This is a genomic window from Sphingomonas sp., from assembly GCF_017304635.1.
GTDB lineage: Bacteria > Pseudomonadota > Alphaproteobacteria > Sphingomonadales > Sphingomonadaceae > Sphingomonas.
Genome location: NZ_JAFKMA010000001.1, coordinates 452744 through 468592 on the forward strand (window position 1 = coordinate 452744; position 15849 = coordinate 468592).

19 protein-coding genes and 1 pseudogene are annotated in these 15849 nt (G+C 68.1%); 14 read left to right on the forward strand and 6 right to left on the reverse strand.

What is annotated here, in order from left to right:
• Positions 1–13: 13 nt before the first annotated feature.
• The 6 genes from J0I47_RS02250 to aroQ form a co-directional block, all read right to left on the reverse strand.
• Positions 14–352: an arsenate reductase family protein gene (locus J0I47_RS02250; protein WP_294044813.1), complete on the reverse strand. Its 339-nt coding sequence runs from the start codon at positions 350–352 to the stop codon at positions 14–16.
• Complete coding sequence (locus J0I47_RS02255; protein ID WP_294044814.1) at positions 349–1575, reverse strand: MFS transporter; 1227 nt, start codon at positions 1573–1575, stop codon at positions 349–351. Before J0I47_RS02255 ends, J0I47_RS02250 begins: the two co-directional genes overlap by 4 nt.
• Before the next feature lie 373 nt (positions 1576–1948).
• Positions 1949–2443, reverse strand: coding sequence for a DUF983 domain-containing protein (locus J0I47_RS02260; RefSeq protein ID WP_294044815.1), 495 nt, complete (start codon positions 2441–2443; stop codon positions 1949–1951).
• A 60-nt stretch (positions 2444–2503) separates the two neighbouring features.
• Entirely contained in the window at positions 2504–3871 is a 1368-nt protein-coding gene (gene accC / locus J0I47_RS02265; protein ID WP_294044816.1) for an acetyl-CoA carboxylase biotin carboxylase subunit, read from the reverse strand.
• A gap of 111 nt (positions 3872–3982) precedes the next feature.
• Positions 3983–4468: an acetyl-CoA carboxylase biotin carboxyl carrier protein gene (gene accB, locus J0I47_RS02270; RefSeq protein ID WP_294044817.1), complete on the reverse strand. Its 486-nt coding sequence runs from the start codon at positions 4466–4468 to the stop codon at positions 3983–3985.
• A gap of 49 nt (positions 4469–4517) precedes the next feature.
• A complete protein-coding gene (aroQ, locus tag J0I47_RS02275) occupies positions 4518–4952 on the reverse strand; it encodes a type II 3-dehydroquinate dehydratase (RefSeq protein ID WP_294044818.1) in 435 nt (144 codons plus the stop codon).
• Between the two features lie 63 nt (positions 4953–5015).
• On the opposite strand from aroQ, the pseudogene thiS reads away from it, so the two are divergent.
• From thiS to J0I47_RS02345, 14 genes and pseudogenes are all read left to right on the forward strand, one after another.
• Positions 5016–5231, forward strand: a pseudogene (thiS, locus tag J0I47_RS02280) (sulfur carrier protein ThiS); the annotation flags it as partial.
• A gap of 113 nt (positions 5232–5344) precedes the next feature.
• Positions 5345–6145, forward strand: a complete 801-nt coding sequence (locus J0I47_RS02285) for a bifunctional sulfur carrier protein/thiazole synthase protein (protein WP_294044819.1) — start codon at positions 5345–5347, stop codon at positions 6143–6145.
• Between the two features lie 26 nt (positions 6146–6171).
• A complete protein-coding gene (locus tag J0I47_RS02290; RefSeq protein ID WP_294044820.1) occupies positions 6172–6993 on the forward strand; it encodes an alpha/beta hydrolase in 822 nt (273 codons plus the stop codon).
• Positions 6994–7087: 94 nt separating this feature from the next.
• On the forward strand, positions 7088–7270 hold the full coding sequence (locus tag J0I47_RS02295; protein ID WP_294044821.1) for a CsbD family protein: 183 nt from the start codon (positions 7088–7090) through the stop codon (positions 7268–7270).
• Positions 7271–7454: 184 nt separating this feature from the next.
• Positions 7455–8375, forward strand: coding sequence for an SMP-30/gluconolactonase/LRE family protein (locus J0I47_RS02300; RefSeq protein ID WP_294044822.1), 921 nt, complete (start codon positions 7455–7457; stop codon positions 8373–8375).
• On the forward strand, positions 8368–8817 hold the full coding sequence (locus J0I47_RS02305; RefSeq protein ID WP_294044823.1) for a GNAT family N-acetyltransferase: 450 nt from the start codon (positions 8368–8370) through the stop codon (positions 8815–8817). The genes J0I47_RS02300 and J0I47_RS02305 overlap by 8 nt, the downstream gene beginning before the upstream one ends.
• Positions 8814–9470, forward strand: a complete 657-nt coding sequence (locus J0I47_RS02310) for an HAD-IA family hydrolase (protein WP_294044824.1) — start codon at positions 8814–8816, stop codon at positions 9468–9470. The genes J0I47_RS02305 and J0I47_RS02310 overlap by 4 nt, the downstream gene beginning before the upstream one ends.
• A 258-nt stretch (positions 9471–9728) precedes the next feature.
• Entirely contained in the window at positions 9729–10436 is a 708-nt protein-coding gene (locus J0I47_RS02315; RefSeq protein WP_294044825.1) for a CoA transferase subunit A, read from the forward strand.
• A 42-nt stretch (positions 10437–10478) separates the two neighbouring features.
• Positions 10479–11528 carry an HAD family acid phosphatase gene (locus tag J0I47_RS02320; protein WP_294044826.1) on the forward strand — a complete coding sequence of 350 codons (1050 nt, stop codon included), beginning with the start codon at positions 10479–10481 and terminating at the stop codon, positions 11526–11528.
• Positions 11525–11851 (forward strand): DUF5076 domain-containing protein, encoded by a 327-nt coding sequence (locus J0I47_RS02325; RefSeq protein WP_294044827.1) that lies wholly within the window; start codon positions 11525–11527, stop codon positions 11849–11851. Before J0I47_RS02320 ends, J0I47_RS02325 begins: the two co-directional genes overlap by 4 nt.
• Complete coding sequence (locus J0I47_RS02330; RefSeq protein WP_294044828.1) at positions 11851–12498, forward strand: 3-oxoacid CoA-transferase subunit B; 648 nt, start codon at positions 11851–11853, stop codon at positions 12496–12498. The genes J0I47_RS02325 and J0I47_RS02330 overlap by 1 nt, the downstream gene beginning before the upstream one ends.
• 53 nt (positions 12499–12551) lie before the next feature.
• On the forward strand, positions 12552–13229 hold the full coding sequence (locus tag J0I47_RS02335; protein ID WP_294044829.1) for a ferritin-like domain-containing protein: 678 nt from the start codon (positions 12552–12554) through the stop codon (positions 13227–13229).
• Positions 13230–13314: 85 nt separating this feature from the next.
• Positions 13315–14274 (forward strand): NAD(P)-dependent oxidoreductase, encoded by a 960-nt coding sequence (locus J0I47_RS02340; protein WP_294044830.1) that lies wholly within the window; start codon positions 13315–13317, stop codon positions 14272–14274.
• A gap of 483 nt (positions 14275–14757) precedes the next feature.
• On the forward strand, positions 14758–15759 hold the full coding sequence (locus J0I47_RS02345) for an NADPH:quinone oxidoreductase family protein (RefSeq protein ID WP_294044831.1): 1002 nt from the start codon (positions 14758–14760) through the stop codon (positions 15757–15759).
• Positions 15760–15849: the final 90 nt, after the last annotated feature.

A 15849-nucleotide genomic window follows, 5' to 3' on the forward strand; every position in this document is an offset into this window, starting at 1 on the left:
CGGCCGGGTTCGTTCAGAGAATCGAACCGACCCGGTCGGGCGGCCGGCCGATCACGACACCCTTGTCGGTTGCGATCAGCGGGCGCTCGATCAGGATTGGATCCGCCGCCATCGCGGCTAGCACGGCCTCGTCGCTCGCCCCGGCCAGCGCCTTCGCGCCGTCCTCCGTCTTGCGCAATCCGTCATGTGGGCTGATCCCGCCGCGAGCATAGAGCGCGGCCAGTTCTTCGCGGGTCGGCGGGTGCTTGAGATACTCGATTACCGTCACCTCGACCCCCGGCTTCTCGTGCAGGATCGCCAGCGCCTCGCGCGATTTCGAGCAACGCGGATTGTGCCAGATCGTCGCTTTCACTTCGCCTCCTCCGCCAGGAAGTCGACATCGGTGCGCTCGGGCCCGACCGCCGTCCACACGACCAGCACGACCGCGGTGATCCCCGCGACGATCGCCAGCGCCAGCCCGTAATTACCGCCGTGCGACTCGGCGATGCCCGCCTGGATCGGGCCGTTGCGCGACGCGATCAGGTTGCCGAGCTGATAGGCGAACCCCGGGAACATGCCCCGCACCAGCGCCGGCGACAGTTCGTTGAGGTGGACCGGCACGATCCCCCACGCGCCCTGCACCGCGACCTGGATCAGGAACGCGCCGAGCGCCAGCATCACCGGCGTCGCCGCGAACGCCCAGAGCGGGATGATCGGCAGAGCGAGCAGGCTGGCGACGATGATCGCGCGCTTGCGCCCGATCCGTTCCGACCAGACGCCGAACCCGATCCCGCCGACGATCGCCCCGACATTGCCGATCATCGCCAGCAGCCCGACGGTGTGCGTGTCGAACCGGTGCTGCTCCTTGAGGAAGGTCGGATAGAGGTCCTGCGTCCCGTGGCTGAAGAAGTTGAAGCACGTCATCAGCACGACGAGGTACAGCGCGATCCGCCAGTTGGCGGCGAGCTCGCGCAACGGGTTGGCGGGCTTTTCGTGCCGACGCCGCTCGAACGCCGGGCTCTCGTCGACGTGCAGGCGGATCAGGAAGACCAGGATCGCCGGCGCGATGCCGACCATGAACATGCCGCGCCAGCCGATATGGTCGAACAGCAGGAAGTAGATCAGGCTGGCGAGGAAATAGCCCGACGGATAGCCCGATTGCAGCAGCCCGGAGACCGGTCCGCGCAGCTTCGCCGGGATCGATTCCATCACCAGGCTGGCGCCGATGCCCCACTCGCCGCCCATGCAGAACCCGAACAAGGCGCGGATCACGAACAGGCTGGTCAGGCTCCACGCGAAGGCGGATGCGAACGAGAAGATCGAGAACAGCAGAATGACGATCATCATGATCGGCCGTCGCCCGAACCGGTCGGCCATCCAGCCGAACGCGAACGCGCCGAACGGGCGGGCCGCCAGCGTCAGGAAGGTCGCTTCCGATACCGCCTTGATATCGGTGCCGAATTCCTTGGCGATCGCCGACAGCATGAACACGAGCAGGAAGAAGTCGAACGCGTCGAGCGTCCAGCCGAGATAGCTCGCCCAGATCGCGCTGCGTTGCCTGGGCTGGAGCGTCTTCAGGTCGGCGATCAGCGTCATTCGGGCTCCCCGGCTTGCGCGGAACGTGGCGAAGTTGACGCGCAACCGCGCCTGTCAGGCGTTGCGCGCGCACCGGTCGACCACGGCGGCTCCGCGAGGATGACCGACATCATCCTACATTGCCAGCGCGTTCGTGGTGGGGGGAGAGAGGCCGGGGAGACGGAAGGGCGGAGTTGGGGCAATGTGGAGCGCTTCGCTCGCGACCCAACATCGATAGGCGCCACACCGGCGGAGGCCGGGGTCCAGTTGGCAAGGCTCTCGTGATGAAGTGCATCGCGTCGTTACGATCGTCCCCCAACTGGGCCCCGGCCTTCGCCGGGGTGGCGGTATCGTTCGCGTCGGCCGCGCGACCAACACATTCCCCCACCGCTCCTCAATCCTCGCGGTCGGTCCCCGCCTCGGCATCGCCGTGGAGCTTGCTCCACAGCCCCTCGGTCCCGGCCTCGGTGCCGCGGTTGACGAATTGCGAGGCGACCAGCCAGCCCTTGATCGGCGCGAGCGGCAGGATGCATCCCGCCGCCATGATCGGCGCGGAGGTGACGAGGTGCACCCAAAGCGGCGGGTCGAACGCGACCTGGATCCACACCACGACGAAGATCAGCGGCAGCGCGACCAGGCACAGCGAGAAGAAGGCCGGCCCGTCGTCGGGCGCGGCGAAGCGGTAATCGAGCCCGCACACGTCGCAGCGATCAGCCAGTTTCAGCCACGATCGGAACATCCGTCCCTCGCCGCAGCGCGGACACCGCCCGCGCCAGCCGCAGTTGAAAATCCAGCGCAGCCGATCGCCACCCGACGCGAAATGCGTGCCGGGCCAGTCGCGTTGCGTGCCGGCCGTGTCGGCGTGATCCGGCGTGGGTGTCGTGGACATGCGGTAATCGACCCCGGCGGACAGCGATGTTGGAGGATCGTTGGATGAAAGTTGGACGGATCAGCCGCCCGCGTCGTTCGGATCCTGGCGCGCGAGCCATTCTTCCAGCCACTTGATCGTATAGTGCCCCTCCTGAAACTCGGGGTCCTCGATCAGTGCCTGGTGGAGCGGGATGGTGGTCTTCATCCCCTCGACCACGAACTCCTCCAGCGCGCGGCGCAGGCGGCGGATCGCCCCGGCGCGGGTGGTGCCGTACACGATCAGCTTGGCGATCATCGAATCGTAATAGGGCGGCACGCGGTAGCCGGCGTAGAGCCCGCTATCGACGCGCACGTTCATGCCCCCCGGCGCGTGGAACATCTTCACCAGACCGGGGGAGGGGGCGAAGGTGCGCGGGTCCTCGGCATTGATGCGGCATTCGATGGCGTGGCCGCGAAACTGCACGTCCTGCTGCCGCAGCGTCAGGCCATGGCCTTCGGCGACGCGAATCTGTTCGCGCACCAGGTCGAGCCCGGTGATCGCCTCGGTGACGGGATGCTCGACCTGGAGCCGCGTGTTCATCTCGATGAAGTAGAACTCGCCGTCTTCCCACAGGAACTCGATCGTGCCGGCGCCGCGATAGCCCATGTCGGCCATCGCCTTGGCGACGATCCCGCCCATCCGTTCGCGCTCCTCCGGCGTGATGACCGGGGAGGGGGCTTCCTCCAGCACTTTCTGGTGGCGGCGCTGGAGCGAACAGTCGCGCTCGCCCAGGTGGATCGCGTTGCCGTTGCCGTCGCCGAACACCTGGAACTCGATGTGGCGCGGATTGCCGAGATATTTCTCCAGATAGACGGTGGCGTCGCCGAACGCGGCCTTCGCCTCGCTCCCCGCCTGCTGCATCTGGGTTTCGAGTTCCTCGGGCGTGTGCACGACCTTCATGCCGCGCCCGCCGCCGCCCGACGCGGCCTTGATGATGACCGGATAGCCGGCGGCGTCGGCGATCGCCTTGGCCTCCGCGATGTCGCTGATCGCGCCGTCCGAGCCGGGGACGAGCGGCAGGCCGAGCGCGCCGGCGGTGCGCTTCGCCTCGATCTTGTCGCCCATCGTGCGGATATGCTCGGGCTTGGGCCCGACGAAGATGATGCCGTGCGCCTCGACGATCTCCGCGAACTTGGCGTTTTCCGACAGGAAGCCGTAGCCGGGGTGGATCGCGTCCGCGCCCGAAATCTCCGCCGCGGAGATGATGTTGGCAATGTTGAGGTACGATTCGCCGGCGGGCGGCGGCCCGATGCAGATCGCCTCGTCCGCCAGTCGCACGTGCATCGCGTCGGCATCGGCGGTCGAGTGCACCGCGACCGTCCGGATGCCCATTTCGTGGCACGCGCGATGGATGCGCAACGCGATCTCGCCGCGATTGGCGATCAGGAGTTTCTTGATTTCAGGCATCTTGATTTCCTAGGCCGCGCCGGCCCGCTCCCCCACCCGACCGCCCACAGGATAAACTGGTTGGGCGGTCGGATGGGGGAGCGGGCCGGCGCGGCGCAAAACTTGAGACTCTTACTCGACGACGACGAGCGGTTGGTCGAACTCGACCGGCTGGCCGCTGGTCACCAGGATCGCGGCGACGGTCCCGGCGGCGGTCGCGGTGATCGGGTTCATCACCTTCATCGCCTCGATGATGAGGAGCGTGTCGCCGGCCGCGACCTTCTGCCCGACCGTCACGAACGGCTTCGCCTCGGGATTGGGCGCCAGATAGGCGGTGCCGACCATCGGCGACTTGACCGCATTGGCCGTGCTGGCCGGGGCCGGCGCGCCGGCGTCGGCGGGCGCGGTCGCCGGTGCCGCGGCGGGGGCCGCCGCCGGTGCCATCGGGGCGGGAGCATAGGCGACGGGAGCCGCCACCGCCGCCGCCTTGCGCGCGACGCGAACCTTGCGGTCGCCGTCCTCGACCTCGATCTCGGTCAGGTGCGTGTCGTCGAGCAACGTCGCCAGCTGGCGCACCAGTTCAACGTCGATCCGCATGCTGTCGTTGTTATCTGCCATGCAACCCCCATCGGCCTTCATTCGGGCCAAGTCAAAGTCGCGCCCTGTGTCAGAGAGCGGCGGCGGCTTCAAGCGCGAGCATATAGGACAGCGCGCCGAATCCGGAAATGGTTCCGCGCGCCGCGCGCCCGACGAAGCTGACGTGGCGGAAGTCCTCGCGCGCCAGCGGGTTGGACAGGTGCACCTCGATCACCGGCACCGAAATCGCCCTGATCGCATCATATAACGCCACCGATGTATGGGTCAGCGCGCCGGCATTGAGTAGGATCGCCTTGACGCCCCAGCCCTGCGAATCGTGCAGCCAGTCGACCAGGTGCCCCTCATGGTTCGATTGCCGCATGTCGACGACATAGCCGAGCTCCTTCGCCCGCACCGTCAACCGCTCGGCAATGTCGTCGAGCGTGTCGGCGCCATAGATGTCCGGCTCGCGCGTGCCGAGCAGGTTGAGGTTGGGGCCGTTCAGGACGAGGATCGTTTCGGTCACCTTTGGCCTTTCGGGTGTGGCGCAATCGATCGCGCCCCTATATCGCGGTTCGTGATGAATACCATGCACACCGACGGCACCGTCTCGATCACGGTCAATGGCGAGCATCGCCGGGTGGCGGCGGGGCTGAGTCTCGCGCAGCTGGCGGCCGAGCTCGGGCTGGTGCCGGAAAAGGTCGCGGTCGAACGCAATCTGGAAGTGGTGCCGCGCTCGACGCTGACGCAGGTCATGGTCGAGGATGGCGACGAGATCGAGATCGTCCACTTCGTCGGCGGTGGGTAGACGGATCGCCGTGCTCCTGCGGAAGCAGGAGCCTAGGGTTTATCGCGGGCCGACCGTTATTAGGCCCTGGGTTCCTGCTTTCGCAGGAACACGAGAAGTGGATGAAGCGCATGAATATCGCCACCCCCGTGACCGCGAACGCCGACGATAGTTGGAGCGTCGCCGGGCGCACGTTCCGCTCGCGGCTGATCGTCGGCACCGGCAAGTACAAGGACTTCGCGCAGAACGCGGCGGCGGTCGAGGCGTCGGGGGCGGAGATCGTCACGGTCGCCGTCCGCCGTGTCAACGTCAGCGATCCCAAGGCGCCGATGCTGACCGACTATATCGATCCCAAGAAGATCACCTATCTGCCCAACACCGCCGGCTGTTTCGATGCCGACAGCGCGGTCCGCACGCTGCGGCTGGCGCGCGAGGCGGGGGGCTGGGACCTGGTCAAGCTGGAAGTGCTGGGCGAGGCGCGCACGCTCTACCCCGACATGCGCGAGACGCTGAAGGCGACCGAGACGCTGGTCCGCGAGGGGTTCAAGCCGATGGTCTATTGCGTCGACGATCCGATCGCGGCGAAGCAGCTGGAGGAAGCCGGCGCGGTCGCGATCATGCCGCTCGGCGCGCCGATCGGGTCGGGGCTCGGCATCCAGAACCGCGTGACGATCCGCCTGATCGTCGAGGGCGCGGGCGTGCCCGTGCTGGTCGATGCCGGGGTCGGCACGGCGTCGGACGCGGCGGTGGCGATGGAGCTCGGCTGCGACGGCGTGCTGATGAACACCGCGATCGCCGAGGCGAAGGATCCGGTGGCGATGGCGCGCGCGATGAAACTGGCGGTGGAAAGCGGGCGTTTGGCGTATCGCGCCGGCCGCATGGGCCAGCGCCGCTATGCCGATCCGTCGAGCCCGCTGGCCGGGCTGATCTAGGGCGGCATTGTCAAGAGGACGGGCCGATGCGCCGATTGCTGCCGACGATTGCCGCGCTGGCGCTGGCCGCGTGCCACCACAGCGACAAGTTCGACAATCCCAACGCGATGGTCAACGACAGCGCGCCGGTGAAGGCAACCGCGCCGCAAGCCGTCGAACTGAAGGCGGCGGACGGCAAGCCGGTGTTCGGCATCTATTATCCGGTGACCAACCCGAAGGCGCTGATCCTGCTGTTCCACCAGGCTGGATCGTCGAGCGGCGAGTATAAGGACATCGCGCCGCGGTTGCAGCGCGAGGGCTATGCGAGCCTGGCGATCGACCAGCGGATCGGCGGCAACCTCTATGGTCCCAACCGGACGATGGCGGCGGCGGGCGTCCGTCCGCAATCGGCGACGAGCGGTCCGGACCCCGATTTCCTGTCGGCGCTTCCCGACCTGGAAGGCGCGCTGGCCTGGGCCAAGGACAAGGCGGCGGGCGCGCCGATCGTGCTGTGGGGATCGAGCTATTCGGCGAGCGAGGTGTTCCTGCTCGCCGCCTCCTCGTCGGCCAAGGGCGCGGTGAAGGCGGTGCTCGCCTTTTCGCCGGGCGAATATTTCAACGACAAACTGATGGTCGAGCATGCCGCGGCCAAGGTCAGCGTGCCGGTGTTCGTCACCTCCGCCAACACCGTCGGCGAGATCGACGAGGCCAAGCCGATCCTCGCCGCGACCAAGAGCCTCGACCGCCTGCAATACGTGCCGCAGGCGGGCGTGCACGGTTCATCGACGCTCAACGCCAACAAGAACCCGGGCGGCGCCGACGAGAATTGGCGCGCCGTGCTCGGCTTTCTCAAACGTCAGTTTCCTTGACCTGCATCAGGAACTTACGCCGCATCGGTCCGTTTTCTGTTGCGCTGCCGGAACGCGATCGCCCCCGACGCGCGGCAGGAAAAGGATATTCGAAATGGGTGAACTGACCGACAAGATCAAAGGCAATATCGACGAAGCCGTCGGCAAGGTGAAGCAGGCGATCGGCGGCCACCAGGGCGACAGCGAACTGCACGACGAGGGCGTCGCGCAGCAGGGCAAGGGCAAGTTCGAGCAGCTCAAGGGCAAGGTCAAGGGCGCCCTCGGAGATGATATCTGACGAAGCGCGCACGCGCCCAGCCTAGCTGGGCGCGAGACGCGCAAGTCCGGCCGGCGGGGCGCCAGCCCCGTCCGACGACGCGGCTCCGCCGCGGCGCTAAGGTCTAGCGATGGGCCGTCCTACCGGACGGCCCTTTTCTTTATCCTCCCACCGCGCCATGACGTCACGCGGAAGAGGATACCCGATGTTCGAATACGAAATCGTCGCCGACGGCTTGCGCTTCCCCGAAGGCCCGGTCGCGATGGCCGACGGCAGCGTCGTGCTGGTCGAGATCGCCGCCGGCCGCATCACCAGCGTCCGTCCGGACGGGACCAGGGAAACCGTCGCCGAGCCCGGCGGCGGGCCGAACGGCCTGGCGATCGGACCGGACGGCAAGCTCTATTGCTGCAACAATGGCGGGTTCAACTGGCACGATGCCGGCGCGTATCTCGCGCCGCACGGCCAGGCCGACGATTATTCGGGCGGGCGGATCGAGCGGATCGACCTCGCGACCGGCGCGGTCGAGACGCTGTACCGCGACGGCGACTTCGGCTGCGTGTTGCGCGGGCCCAACGATATCGTGTTCGATGACGCCGGCGGCTTCTGGTTCACCGACCACGGCAAGAACCGCCCGCGCGAACGCGACATCACCGGCATCTTCTACGCCAAGGCGGACGGCAGCCACCTGGCCGAAGTGATCTTCCCGAGCGAGAACCCCAACGGGGTCGGCCTGTCGCCCGATGGCAAACGGCTCTACGCGGCGGAAACCTATACGTGTCGGCTGATGGCGTTCAACGTCGTCGCGCCGGGCCAGGTCGACGGCACCGCCGGGCCGGGCGGCCCCGGCATCCCACTCTATCGCCCTGCCGGCTACAAGTTCTTCGATTCGCTGGGGGTCGAGGACGGCGGCAACGTCGCCGTCGCGACGATCGGCGAATGCGGCATCACCGTGATCTCGCCCGCCGGCGAACTGGTCGAGTTCGTCCCCACCGACGACATCTTCACCACCAACATCTGCTGGGGCGGGGCAGATATGATGGACGCCTACATCACCCTCTCCGGCACCGGGCGCCTGGCGAAGATGCGCTGGAAGCGGCCGGGGTTGAAGCTGCAGTATAATGGCTGAGTTCTCTTATCGCCCGTTGCGACGGGACGAGATGGATGTCGCCGCGGACCAGCATCGTCTAGCCGGGGAGCTGATTCCCGGGTTCGACCTGTCGCTGCACAGCGCGCAGGACACGCGCGCTTTCTATTGCGAAACGGTCTTCACCGGCGGTCCGGTGTGGGGCGCGTTCGACGGCGACACGCTGGTCGGGCACATGGCATTGAAGCCCGGCTGGATCGATCATCTCTACGTCGATCCGGCACATCACGGCAGAGGCATCGGCCGCGCACTGATCGCACTGGCGCAAGACGCGGCGGCCGACCTGCAACTCTATACCTACGCCGCCAATGCGCGGGCGCGGCGCCTGTACGAGACGGCGGGGTTCGTCGTCGAAGAACACGGCTTCGATCCCGAGCATGGCAACCGCGTGCCCAACGTCCGCTACCGCTGGCGGCGGGCATGACGCGCGATACCGTCATCTTCGACTTCGGCGGGGTCGTCACCTCGTCGCCGTTCGAGGCGTTCAACCGGCTGGAGGCGGAGCGGGGCCTGCCCCGCGACCTGATCCGGCGGATCAACGCGGCGGACGGCGACGGCAATGCCTGGGCGCGGTTCGAGCGGGCGGAGATCGATGCGGCGGCGTTCGATGCGCTGTTCGCCGCGGAGGCGAGGGCGCACGGCCACGACCTGCGCGGCGACGACGTGCTCGCGGTGCTGGCCGGCGACATCCGCCCGGGCATGGTCGCGGCGATCGACTGGCTGAAGGCGAACGGCTACCGCGTCGGCTGCATCACCAACAACGTCCCCACCGGCGAGGGCGCGGGGATGGCGCGCACGGCGGAGAAAGCGGCGGCGATCGCCGCGATCCTGGCGCGGTTCGACCATGTCGTCGAATCGTCGAAGGTCGGCATCCGCAAGCCCGATCCGGCGATCTACCGGCTGGCGTGCGAGGCGCTGGGCGTGGTGCCGGCGCAATGCGTGTACCTCGACGACCTCGGCATCAACTGCAAGCCCGCCGCCGCGCTCGGCATGGCGGCGATCAAGGTGACAGGCGAGGGGCAGGCGCTGGGTGAACTGGCGGCGGCGCTGGGGCTGGCGGCGGGGACGTTGCGCTGAGGCCGGGTGGCGGTTTCGCGCGGCGCCGCTCGGCCACGCAAACCTCGTCACCTCGGACTTGAGCCGGGGTCCAACTTCTACCTGATCCTTCTGCGCAAAAAGCGGGACCCCGGCTCAAGGCCGGGTGACGGGAGAGGGGGTCGGTTTGGTCGAATACGGCTCCGGGCGGAGCGGGACCGGCTCGGCAGATGATCGGGCGGAACCGGCCGGCATCGCCCCCTTGCGCAGCGGCCTCAACCAACGGCATAGCGTCGGGCCATGAAGAAGCTCTATCCCGATGCCGCCGCCGCGCTCGATGGCGTGTTGTTCGACGGCATGACGATCTGCGCCGGCGGGTTCGGCCTGTGCGGCATTCCCGAGCGGTTGATCGACGCGATCCTGGCGGCGGGGACGACGGATTTGACGATCGCCAGCAACAATGCCGGGATCGACGGCGAGGGGCTCGGCAAGCTGCTCCGCTCGCGGCAGGTCCGGAAGATGATCTCGTCCTATGTCGGCGAGAACAAGGAGTTCGAGCGGCAGTATCTGGCCGGCGAGCTTGAGGTGGAATTCTGTCCGCAGGGGACGCTGGCCGAGCGGTGCCGCGCAGGTGGGGCGGGCATTCCCGGCTTCTATACCAAGACCGGCGTCGGCACGCAGGTGGCGGAGGGCAAGGAAGTCCGCAGCTTCGACGGCGAGGACTACATCCTCGAACGCGGCATTCGCGCCGACCTGTCGATCATCAAGGGGTGGAAGGCGGACGAGGCCGGCAACCTGGTGTTCCGCAAGACCGCGCGCAACTTCAACCAGCCGATGGCGACCGCCGGCAAGGTCTGCGTCGCCGAGGTCGAGGAAGTGGTGCCGGTCGGCAGCCTCGACCCCGACCAGATCCACCTGCCCGGCATCTACGTCAACCGCCTGATCGTCGGCGCGCCCTACGACAAGAAGATCGAGTTCCGCACCGTCCGCGAGCGTGTCGCGGCATGAGGCGGCTGGAGCCTTGTCGTGACGGCGGCACGCGTCCGTAAGATGAAGCCGATCGTAATCCTGGCGGGATTGGCGTCCAGCCTCGTGCTGAGCGGTTGCGTTGCCGCGGCGGCTCCTGTCGTCGCAGCCGGTGCGATCGGGCAGAAGGGGTTGCACCACAAGCGCAGTCGCCAGCCGCTGCCGACCGCGGCAGCGTCCGCACCGCCGTCGTCCGCCGTTCCAGCCTCCGGAAGCGTGCCGCCGGGGATGCAATACCTTTACGGATCGGGTGAAGCGGCGGCGATCAGCACGCAAGCCTATCTCGGGCTGGCCGATTTCCTGCAGGCGCGGGCGAGCGACTTCGCGGTCGGGCACCCGGTCAATTCGGTGGTGCTGGCCCCTGACGCGACGTTGGCCGCCCCGAAGTTCCTGACGTGCACGTCGGGCCAACGGCCGGCGGTCGTGCTCGATATCGACGAGACGGCGCTCTTGAACCTGGGCTACGAAGCCGACGACAGTCAGCGCGGTGGCCCATACGATCAGCGTCGCTGGGATCGTTGGGAGGCGAGCGGCATGACCGCGGTCGAGCCGGTGCCTGGCGCGGTGGAAGCCCTGCGGTCGGCGCGCGCGGCTGGCGTGGCGGTCATCTTCAATTCCAATCGGTCGGCCATGAACGCCGCGGCGACGAGCTGGGCGCTGACGATCGCGGGGCTCGGCCCGGCGGTGCACGGCGACACGCTGTGGCTGAAGGGCGATGCCGGCTCGACTGGCAGCGGCAAGGACGCGCGGCGCTGGGCGATCTCCGCCAGATATTGCGTCATCGCGATGGTCGGCGACCAGCTCGGCGATTTCAGCGACCTGTTCAACGCGGCCGATATGACGCCGATGCAGCGGCGCCAGGCGATCGCGCTGCCGCTGGTGCGGATGCTGTGGGGGCATGGCTGGTTCGTGCTGCCCAACCCGGTCTACGGCACGGGTCTGAAGGGCAATATCGACGACGTCTTCCCGAAGAACCGCCGCTGGATCGATCCCGGCCCGCCGATGGCCGTCGCGCCGACCCAGCCGCCGGCGACCGTCCCCAACCCGACCGCCGGAGCGCCGACCCCGAAATGAGCGCCAACGACAATCCGGTCGCGATCGACCTGATGCCCTTCATCGATTCGCTGCGCGGCGCGCGCGAGTTCCTGCGCATCTGGGCGACCGAGGACGGCCGGCTCAACTGCTTCGTCAATCCGCGCGGGCTCGGGGCCGACCCGGCGCTGTTCGGGGTGGCGCTGCGCGACAGCATGACGCACGCCGCGGCCGCCTGGTCGCGCGCGACCGGCATTCCGGAGGACGAGGCGCTGGCGCGGATCCGCGAAGGCTTCGACCAGGACGCCGACACCCCGACGAACGACTTGCCGCCGCCGGTGGTGGTGGCGCGAAAGGACCATTGATGGCTTGGACTCGCGACGACATGGCCGCGCGCGCGGCGAAGGAACTGCGCGACGGATATTACGTGAATTTGGGGATCGGCATCCCGACCCTGGTCGCCAACCACATCCCGGCCGGCGTCGAAGTGACGTTGCAGTCGGAGAACGGCATGCTCGGCATCGGCCCGTTTCCGTTTGCCGGGGAGGAGGATCCCGACCTCATCAACGCCGGCAAGCAGACGATCAGCCAGTTGCCGCAGTCGGTCTATTTCGGGTCGGAGCAGAGCTTCGCGATGATCCGCGGCGGCCATATCGACCTGACCGTGCTCGGCGCGATGGAAGTGGCGGAGAATGGCGACATCGCCAACTGGATGATCCCCGGCAAGATGATAAAGGGGATGGGCGGTGCGATGGACCTGGTCGCCGGGGTCAAGAAGATCATCGTGGTGATGGAACACACGTCGAAGAACGGCGACCCGAAGTTCATCCCGAGCTGCACGCTGCCGCTGACCGGCAAGAACGTGGTCGACATGGTCATCACCGACCTGGCGGTGTTCCAGCGCCCCGACCACCAGTCGCCGTTCCGCCTGATCGAACTGGCCCCCGGCGTGACCGCGGACGAAGTCGCGGCGAAGACGACGGCGCGGTACGAGGTGCCGGTCGCCGCGTAAGTACTTGATCGAACGCATTGTCGGCGGGCGCGGCGGGGCCTAGGCTTGCGCGCATGTTCGCCGCGTTCCGCCGCCGTTACCTCGACGTCCTGGCGTCGATCTATATCTATAACGAGCATCGCGGGTACACCTCGATCGACCGCGTGCTGGAGGCGGTGCGCGTGCGCTGTCCCGACGACGCCACCTTCATCGCCGCGATCGAGAAGCACCGCGCCGACGAGCGCAAGCATTACACGATGTTCCGCCGCTGGTTCGAATTGCAGGGCAAGATGCCGCTCCAGGTCGATCGCGCGCTCGGTCATATCGACCGCTTCGTCGAGATCGTGTTCCGCCAGACGATCGACGAGCTCGACACGCAGCAGGTGATCGACTCGCCCGACATGTTCGAACGCCTCTGCCGCGTCATCATGCTGACCGAGATGCGCGGCATGTGGCAGGTCGAGAAGCTGCTCCGATCGCCGCTCATCAAGGGCGATCCGGTGATGATGCGGATTTTTCGCATCGTCGAAAAGGACGAGCCGAGCCACTGGATGCCGTATCGCGACTGGCTGATCCGCACCGGTCGCCGCCAGGCGAAATGGAGCGAGCGGCTGGCCGACTTCTGGATCCACCGCGAATTGCTGTTCCTGAAGATCCCGGTGCTGTTCCTCAACCCGTGGCTGCCGCGCCGCACTGACTGGGCCGACGCGCTGGAGAACGAGCCGGCACCGCGACCGCTGGCGGTGGCCTGACAAAGCCGTCGCCGCGGCGTAGGCCGGGGCACCATGTAATGATGCAGCCAGCGGCCCCGGCCTGCGCCGGGGCGACGGAGGAACGATGCGCGTATTACTGACCGGGTCGAGCGGGTGGCTCGGGCGGCACCTCGCGCCGCTGTTACGCGAGCGGGGCGACGAGGTGACCGGGATCGACATCGCGCCGGGGCCGGATACGCACGTGGTCGGGAGCATCGCCGACCGCGCGCTGGTCGAGCGCACCGTGCTGAGCCACGGGATCGACGCGGTGGTCCATGCCGGCGCGCTGCACAAGCCGGACATCGCGCGCTATGCCCGCCAGGCTTTCGTCGATGTCAACGTGACCGGGACGCTCAACCTGCTCGAGGAAGCGGCGGCGGTGGGGGTCGAGCGGTTCGTCTTCACCTCGACCACCTCGCTGATGATTAGCCAGGCGATCCGCGACGAGACGGCGGATGCGCCGGTGTGGCTGGATGAAGACAGCGGGCCGCTCGAACCGCGCAACATCTACGGCGTGACCAAGCGCGCGGCGGAGGAACTGTGCCGGCTGTTGCATGGCGAGACCGGGATGCCGGTCGTCGTCCTGCGCACCGCGCGCTTCTTCCCGGAGGAGGACGACACGCATCGCACGCTGTCGGGCGAGAACATGAAGGCGAACGAGTTCCTCCATCGCCGGCTGACGGTCGAGGATTGTGCGACGGCGCATGTCGCGGCGCTCGACGCGGCGCCGCGGGTGGGGTTCGGCACCTATATCGTGTCGGCGCCGACGCCGTTCGCGCGGGCGGATGCCGGTGCGCTGAAGGCGGATGCCGCGGCGGTGATTGAGCGGCTGTTTCCCGACGCGCGCGAACTGTACGCGCGGCGCGGCTGGTCGCTGCCGGCGAGCGTCGGGCGGGTGTACGACGCCAGCCGGATCGAGCGCGAGATCGGGTTTCGCTGCGCCGGCGACTTCGCTGCGGTGCTGGCGGCGCTGCGCGAGGATCGGCCGCTGCCGTTCGCGCACGATGCCGATTACGTGTCGCCGGCGCTCGGGCGGGTCGGCTAACCCCTCGGGGAGTCGCGATAAACCAACGCTTGGGCGGAAGTGCGGCTATCGCCACCTGTCCCGCTCTGGTACAAGGTGCGTGTCGAATGGTGCGGGAAGCGTATCGTCGGCCGGGGAGTCTGGGGGTCGGGCATGAAGCGGGTGCTGCTGTTGCTGGTGGTGGGTTCGGTGCTGAGCGGCGTCGCCGCCTATGCCGCGATGGCGCAGCCGGTCGTGGTGGATCGCGCCGCGGGTTGACGTTCACGCGGATCGATTGACGCGGATGCCACCACCCCGGCAAAGGCCGGGGCCCGGTCGGGTGACGCGGGTCACCTCGTGCTGCGCTTCGTCACGTCGACCTTTCCATCTGGCCCCGGCCTTCGCCGGGGTGGGTGTCGTAAGCGGGTGATCCGCCTTCCGTTATTTCCACCACCTCCAGGACTGGACGCGCCCGCCGCTTCGCTGGCAAGGATACCGCGGTTTCGAATCCGTGGGAGAGTGACGATGCGGGGCTTGTTGTCGAAGGCGCCGGGCGGTCCGGACACGCTGGTGATGGACGAGCTGCCCGATCCGGTCGCGGGGCCGGGCCAGGTCGTCGTCGCGGTCAAGGCGTGCAGCATCAACTATCCCGACGTCCTCATCATCGAGGACAAGTACCAGATGAAGCCGCCGCGCCCGTTCGCGCCGGGCAGCGAGATTTCGGGCGTGGTCGACAGCGTCGGCGAGGGCGTGACCGACTTCGCGCCGGGCGACCGCGTGCTGTGCACGACCGGCGCGGGCGGGCTGGTCGAGAAGATCGCGGTGCCGGCGTCGTCGCTCTACCCGTTGCCCGAGGGGCGATCGTTCGAGGAGGGGGCGTCGCTGCTGCTCACCTACGCGACGACGATCCACGCGCTGCTCGACCGCGGGCATCTGAAGGAGGGGCACAACCTGCTCGTGCTGGGCGCGGCGGGCGGGGTCGGGCTGGCGGCGATCGAGCTCGGCAAGGCGTTCGGCGCGCGCGTCGTCGCGGCGGTCTCGAACGAGGAAAAAGCGCAGGCGTGCCGTGACGCGGGTGCCGACGAAACCATCGTCTATGGCCGCGCACCGTTCGACAAGGACCAGTCCAGGGCGCTGGCCGAGGAGTTCAAGGCGCAGGCCGGAAAGGCCGGCTACGACGTGATCTACGATCCGGTCGGCGGCGACTATGCCGAGCCGGCGTTGCGCTCGATCGGCTGGGAAGGGCGGTATCTGGTGGTCGGCTTCCCGGCCGGCATCCCGCGATTGCCGCTCAACCTGACCCTGCTCAAGAGCTGCGACGTGTGCGGCGTGTTCTGGGGCGCCTTCGCCGCGCGCGACCCGCAGGCCAACCGCGCGCATGTCGACCGCCTGTTCCGCCTGTGGAAGGACGGCCGCATCGCCCCGCGCGTGACCGAGGTGTTCCCGTTCGACCAGGGCGGCGCGGCGATCGCCAAGATGGCGTCGCGCGGCGCGATCGGGAAGCTGGTGGTGAAGGTGGCGGACTAGGTCGCCGCCCCGGCGAAGGCCGGGGCCGCCGTGTCGCTCACGCTCCGCCCATCACCGAGCGGCCCCGGCCTCCGCCGGGGCGACGGCTAG

Bases quoted from the DNA above. Each gene is read 5' to 3' on its own strand.
- J0I47_RS02320 (WP_294044826.1), top strand. From the start codon at position 10,479: ATGAAGCCGATCGTAATCCTGGCGGGATTGGCGTCCAGCCTCGTGCTG.
- accC (WP_294044816.1), bottom strand. From the start codon at position 3,871: ATGCCTGAAATCAAGAAACTCCTGATCGCCAATCGCGGCGAGATCGCG.
- J0I47_RS02260 (WP_294044815.1), bottom strand. From the start codon at position 2,443: ATGTCCACGACACCCACGCCGGATCACGCCGACACGGCCGGCACGCAA.
- J0I47_RS02285 (WP_294044819.1), top strand. From the start codon at position 5,345: ATGAATATCGCCACCCCCGTGACCGCGAACGCCGACGATAGTTGGAGC.
- J0I47_RS02305 (WP_294044823.1), top strand. From the start codon at position 8,368: ATGGCTGAGTTCTCTTATCGCCCGTTGCGACGGGACGAGATGGATGTC.
- J0I47_RS02310 (WP_294044824.1), top strand. From the start codon at position 8,814: ATGACGCGCGATACCGTCATCTTCGACTTCGGCGGGGTCGTCACCTCG.
- J0I47_RS02335 (WP_294044829.1), top strand. From the start codon at position 12,552: ATGTTCGCCGCGTTCCGCCGCCGTTACCTCGACGTCCTGGCGTCGATC.
- J0I47_RS02325 (WP_294044827.1), top strand. From the start codon at position 11,525: ATGAGCGCCAACGACAATCCGGTCGCGATCGACCTGATGCCCTTCATC.
- accB (WP_294044817.1), bottom strand. From the start codon at position 4,468: ATGGCAGATAACAACGACAGCATGCGGATCGACGTTGAACTGGTGCGC.
- J0I47_RS02330 (WP_294044828.1), top strand. From the start codon at position 11,851: ATGGCTTGGACTCGCGACGACATGGCCGCGCGCGCGGCGAAGGAACTG.
- J0I47_RS02345 (WP_294044831.1), top strand. From the start codon at position 14,758: ATGCGGGGCTTGTTGTCGAAGGCGCCGGGCGGTCCGGACACGCTGGTG.
- J0I47_RS02290 (WP_294044820.1), top strand. From the start codon at position 6,172: ATGCGCCGATTGCTGCCGACGATTGCCGCGCTGGCGCTGGCCGCGTGC.
- J0I47_RS02295 (WP_294044821.1), top strand. From the start codon at position 7,088: ATGGGTGAACTGACCGACAAGATCAAAGGCAATATCGACGAAGCCGTC.
- J0I47_RS02300 (WP_294044822.1), top strand. From the start codon at position 7,455: ATGTTCGAATACGAAATCGTCGCCGACGGCTTGCGCTTCCCCGAAGGC.
- J0I47_RS02255 (WP_294044814.1), bottom strand. From the start codon at position 1,575: ATGACGCTGATCGCCGACCTGAAGACGCTCCAGCCCAGGCAACGCAGC.
- J0I47_RS02315 (WP_294044825.1), top strand. From the start codon at position 9,729: ATGAAGAAGCTCTATCCCGATGCCGCCGCCGCGCTCGATGGCGTGTTG.
- J0I47_RS02340 (WP_294044830.1), top strand. From the start codon at position 13,315: ATGCGCGTATTACTGACCGGGTCGAGCGGGTGGCTCGGGCGGCACCTC.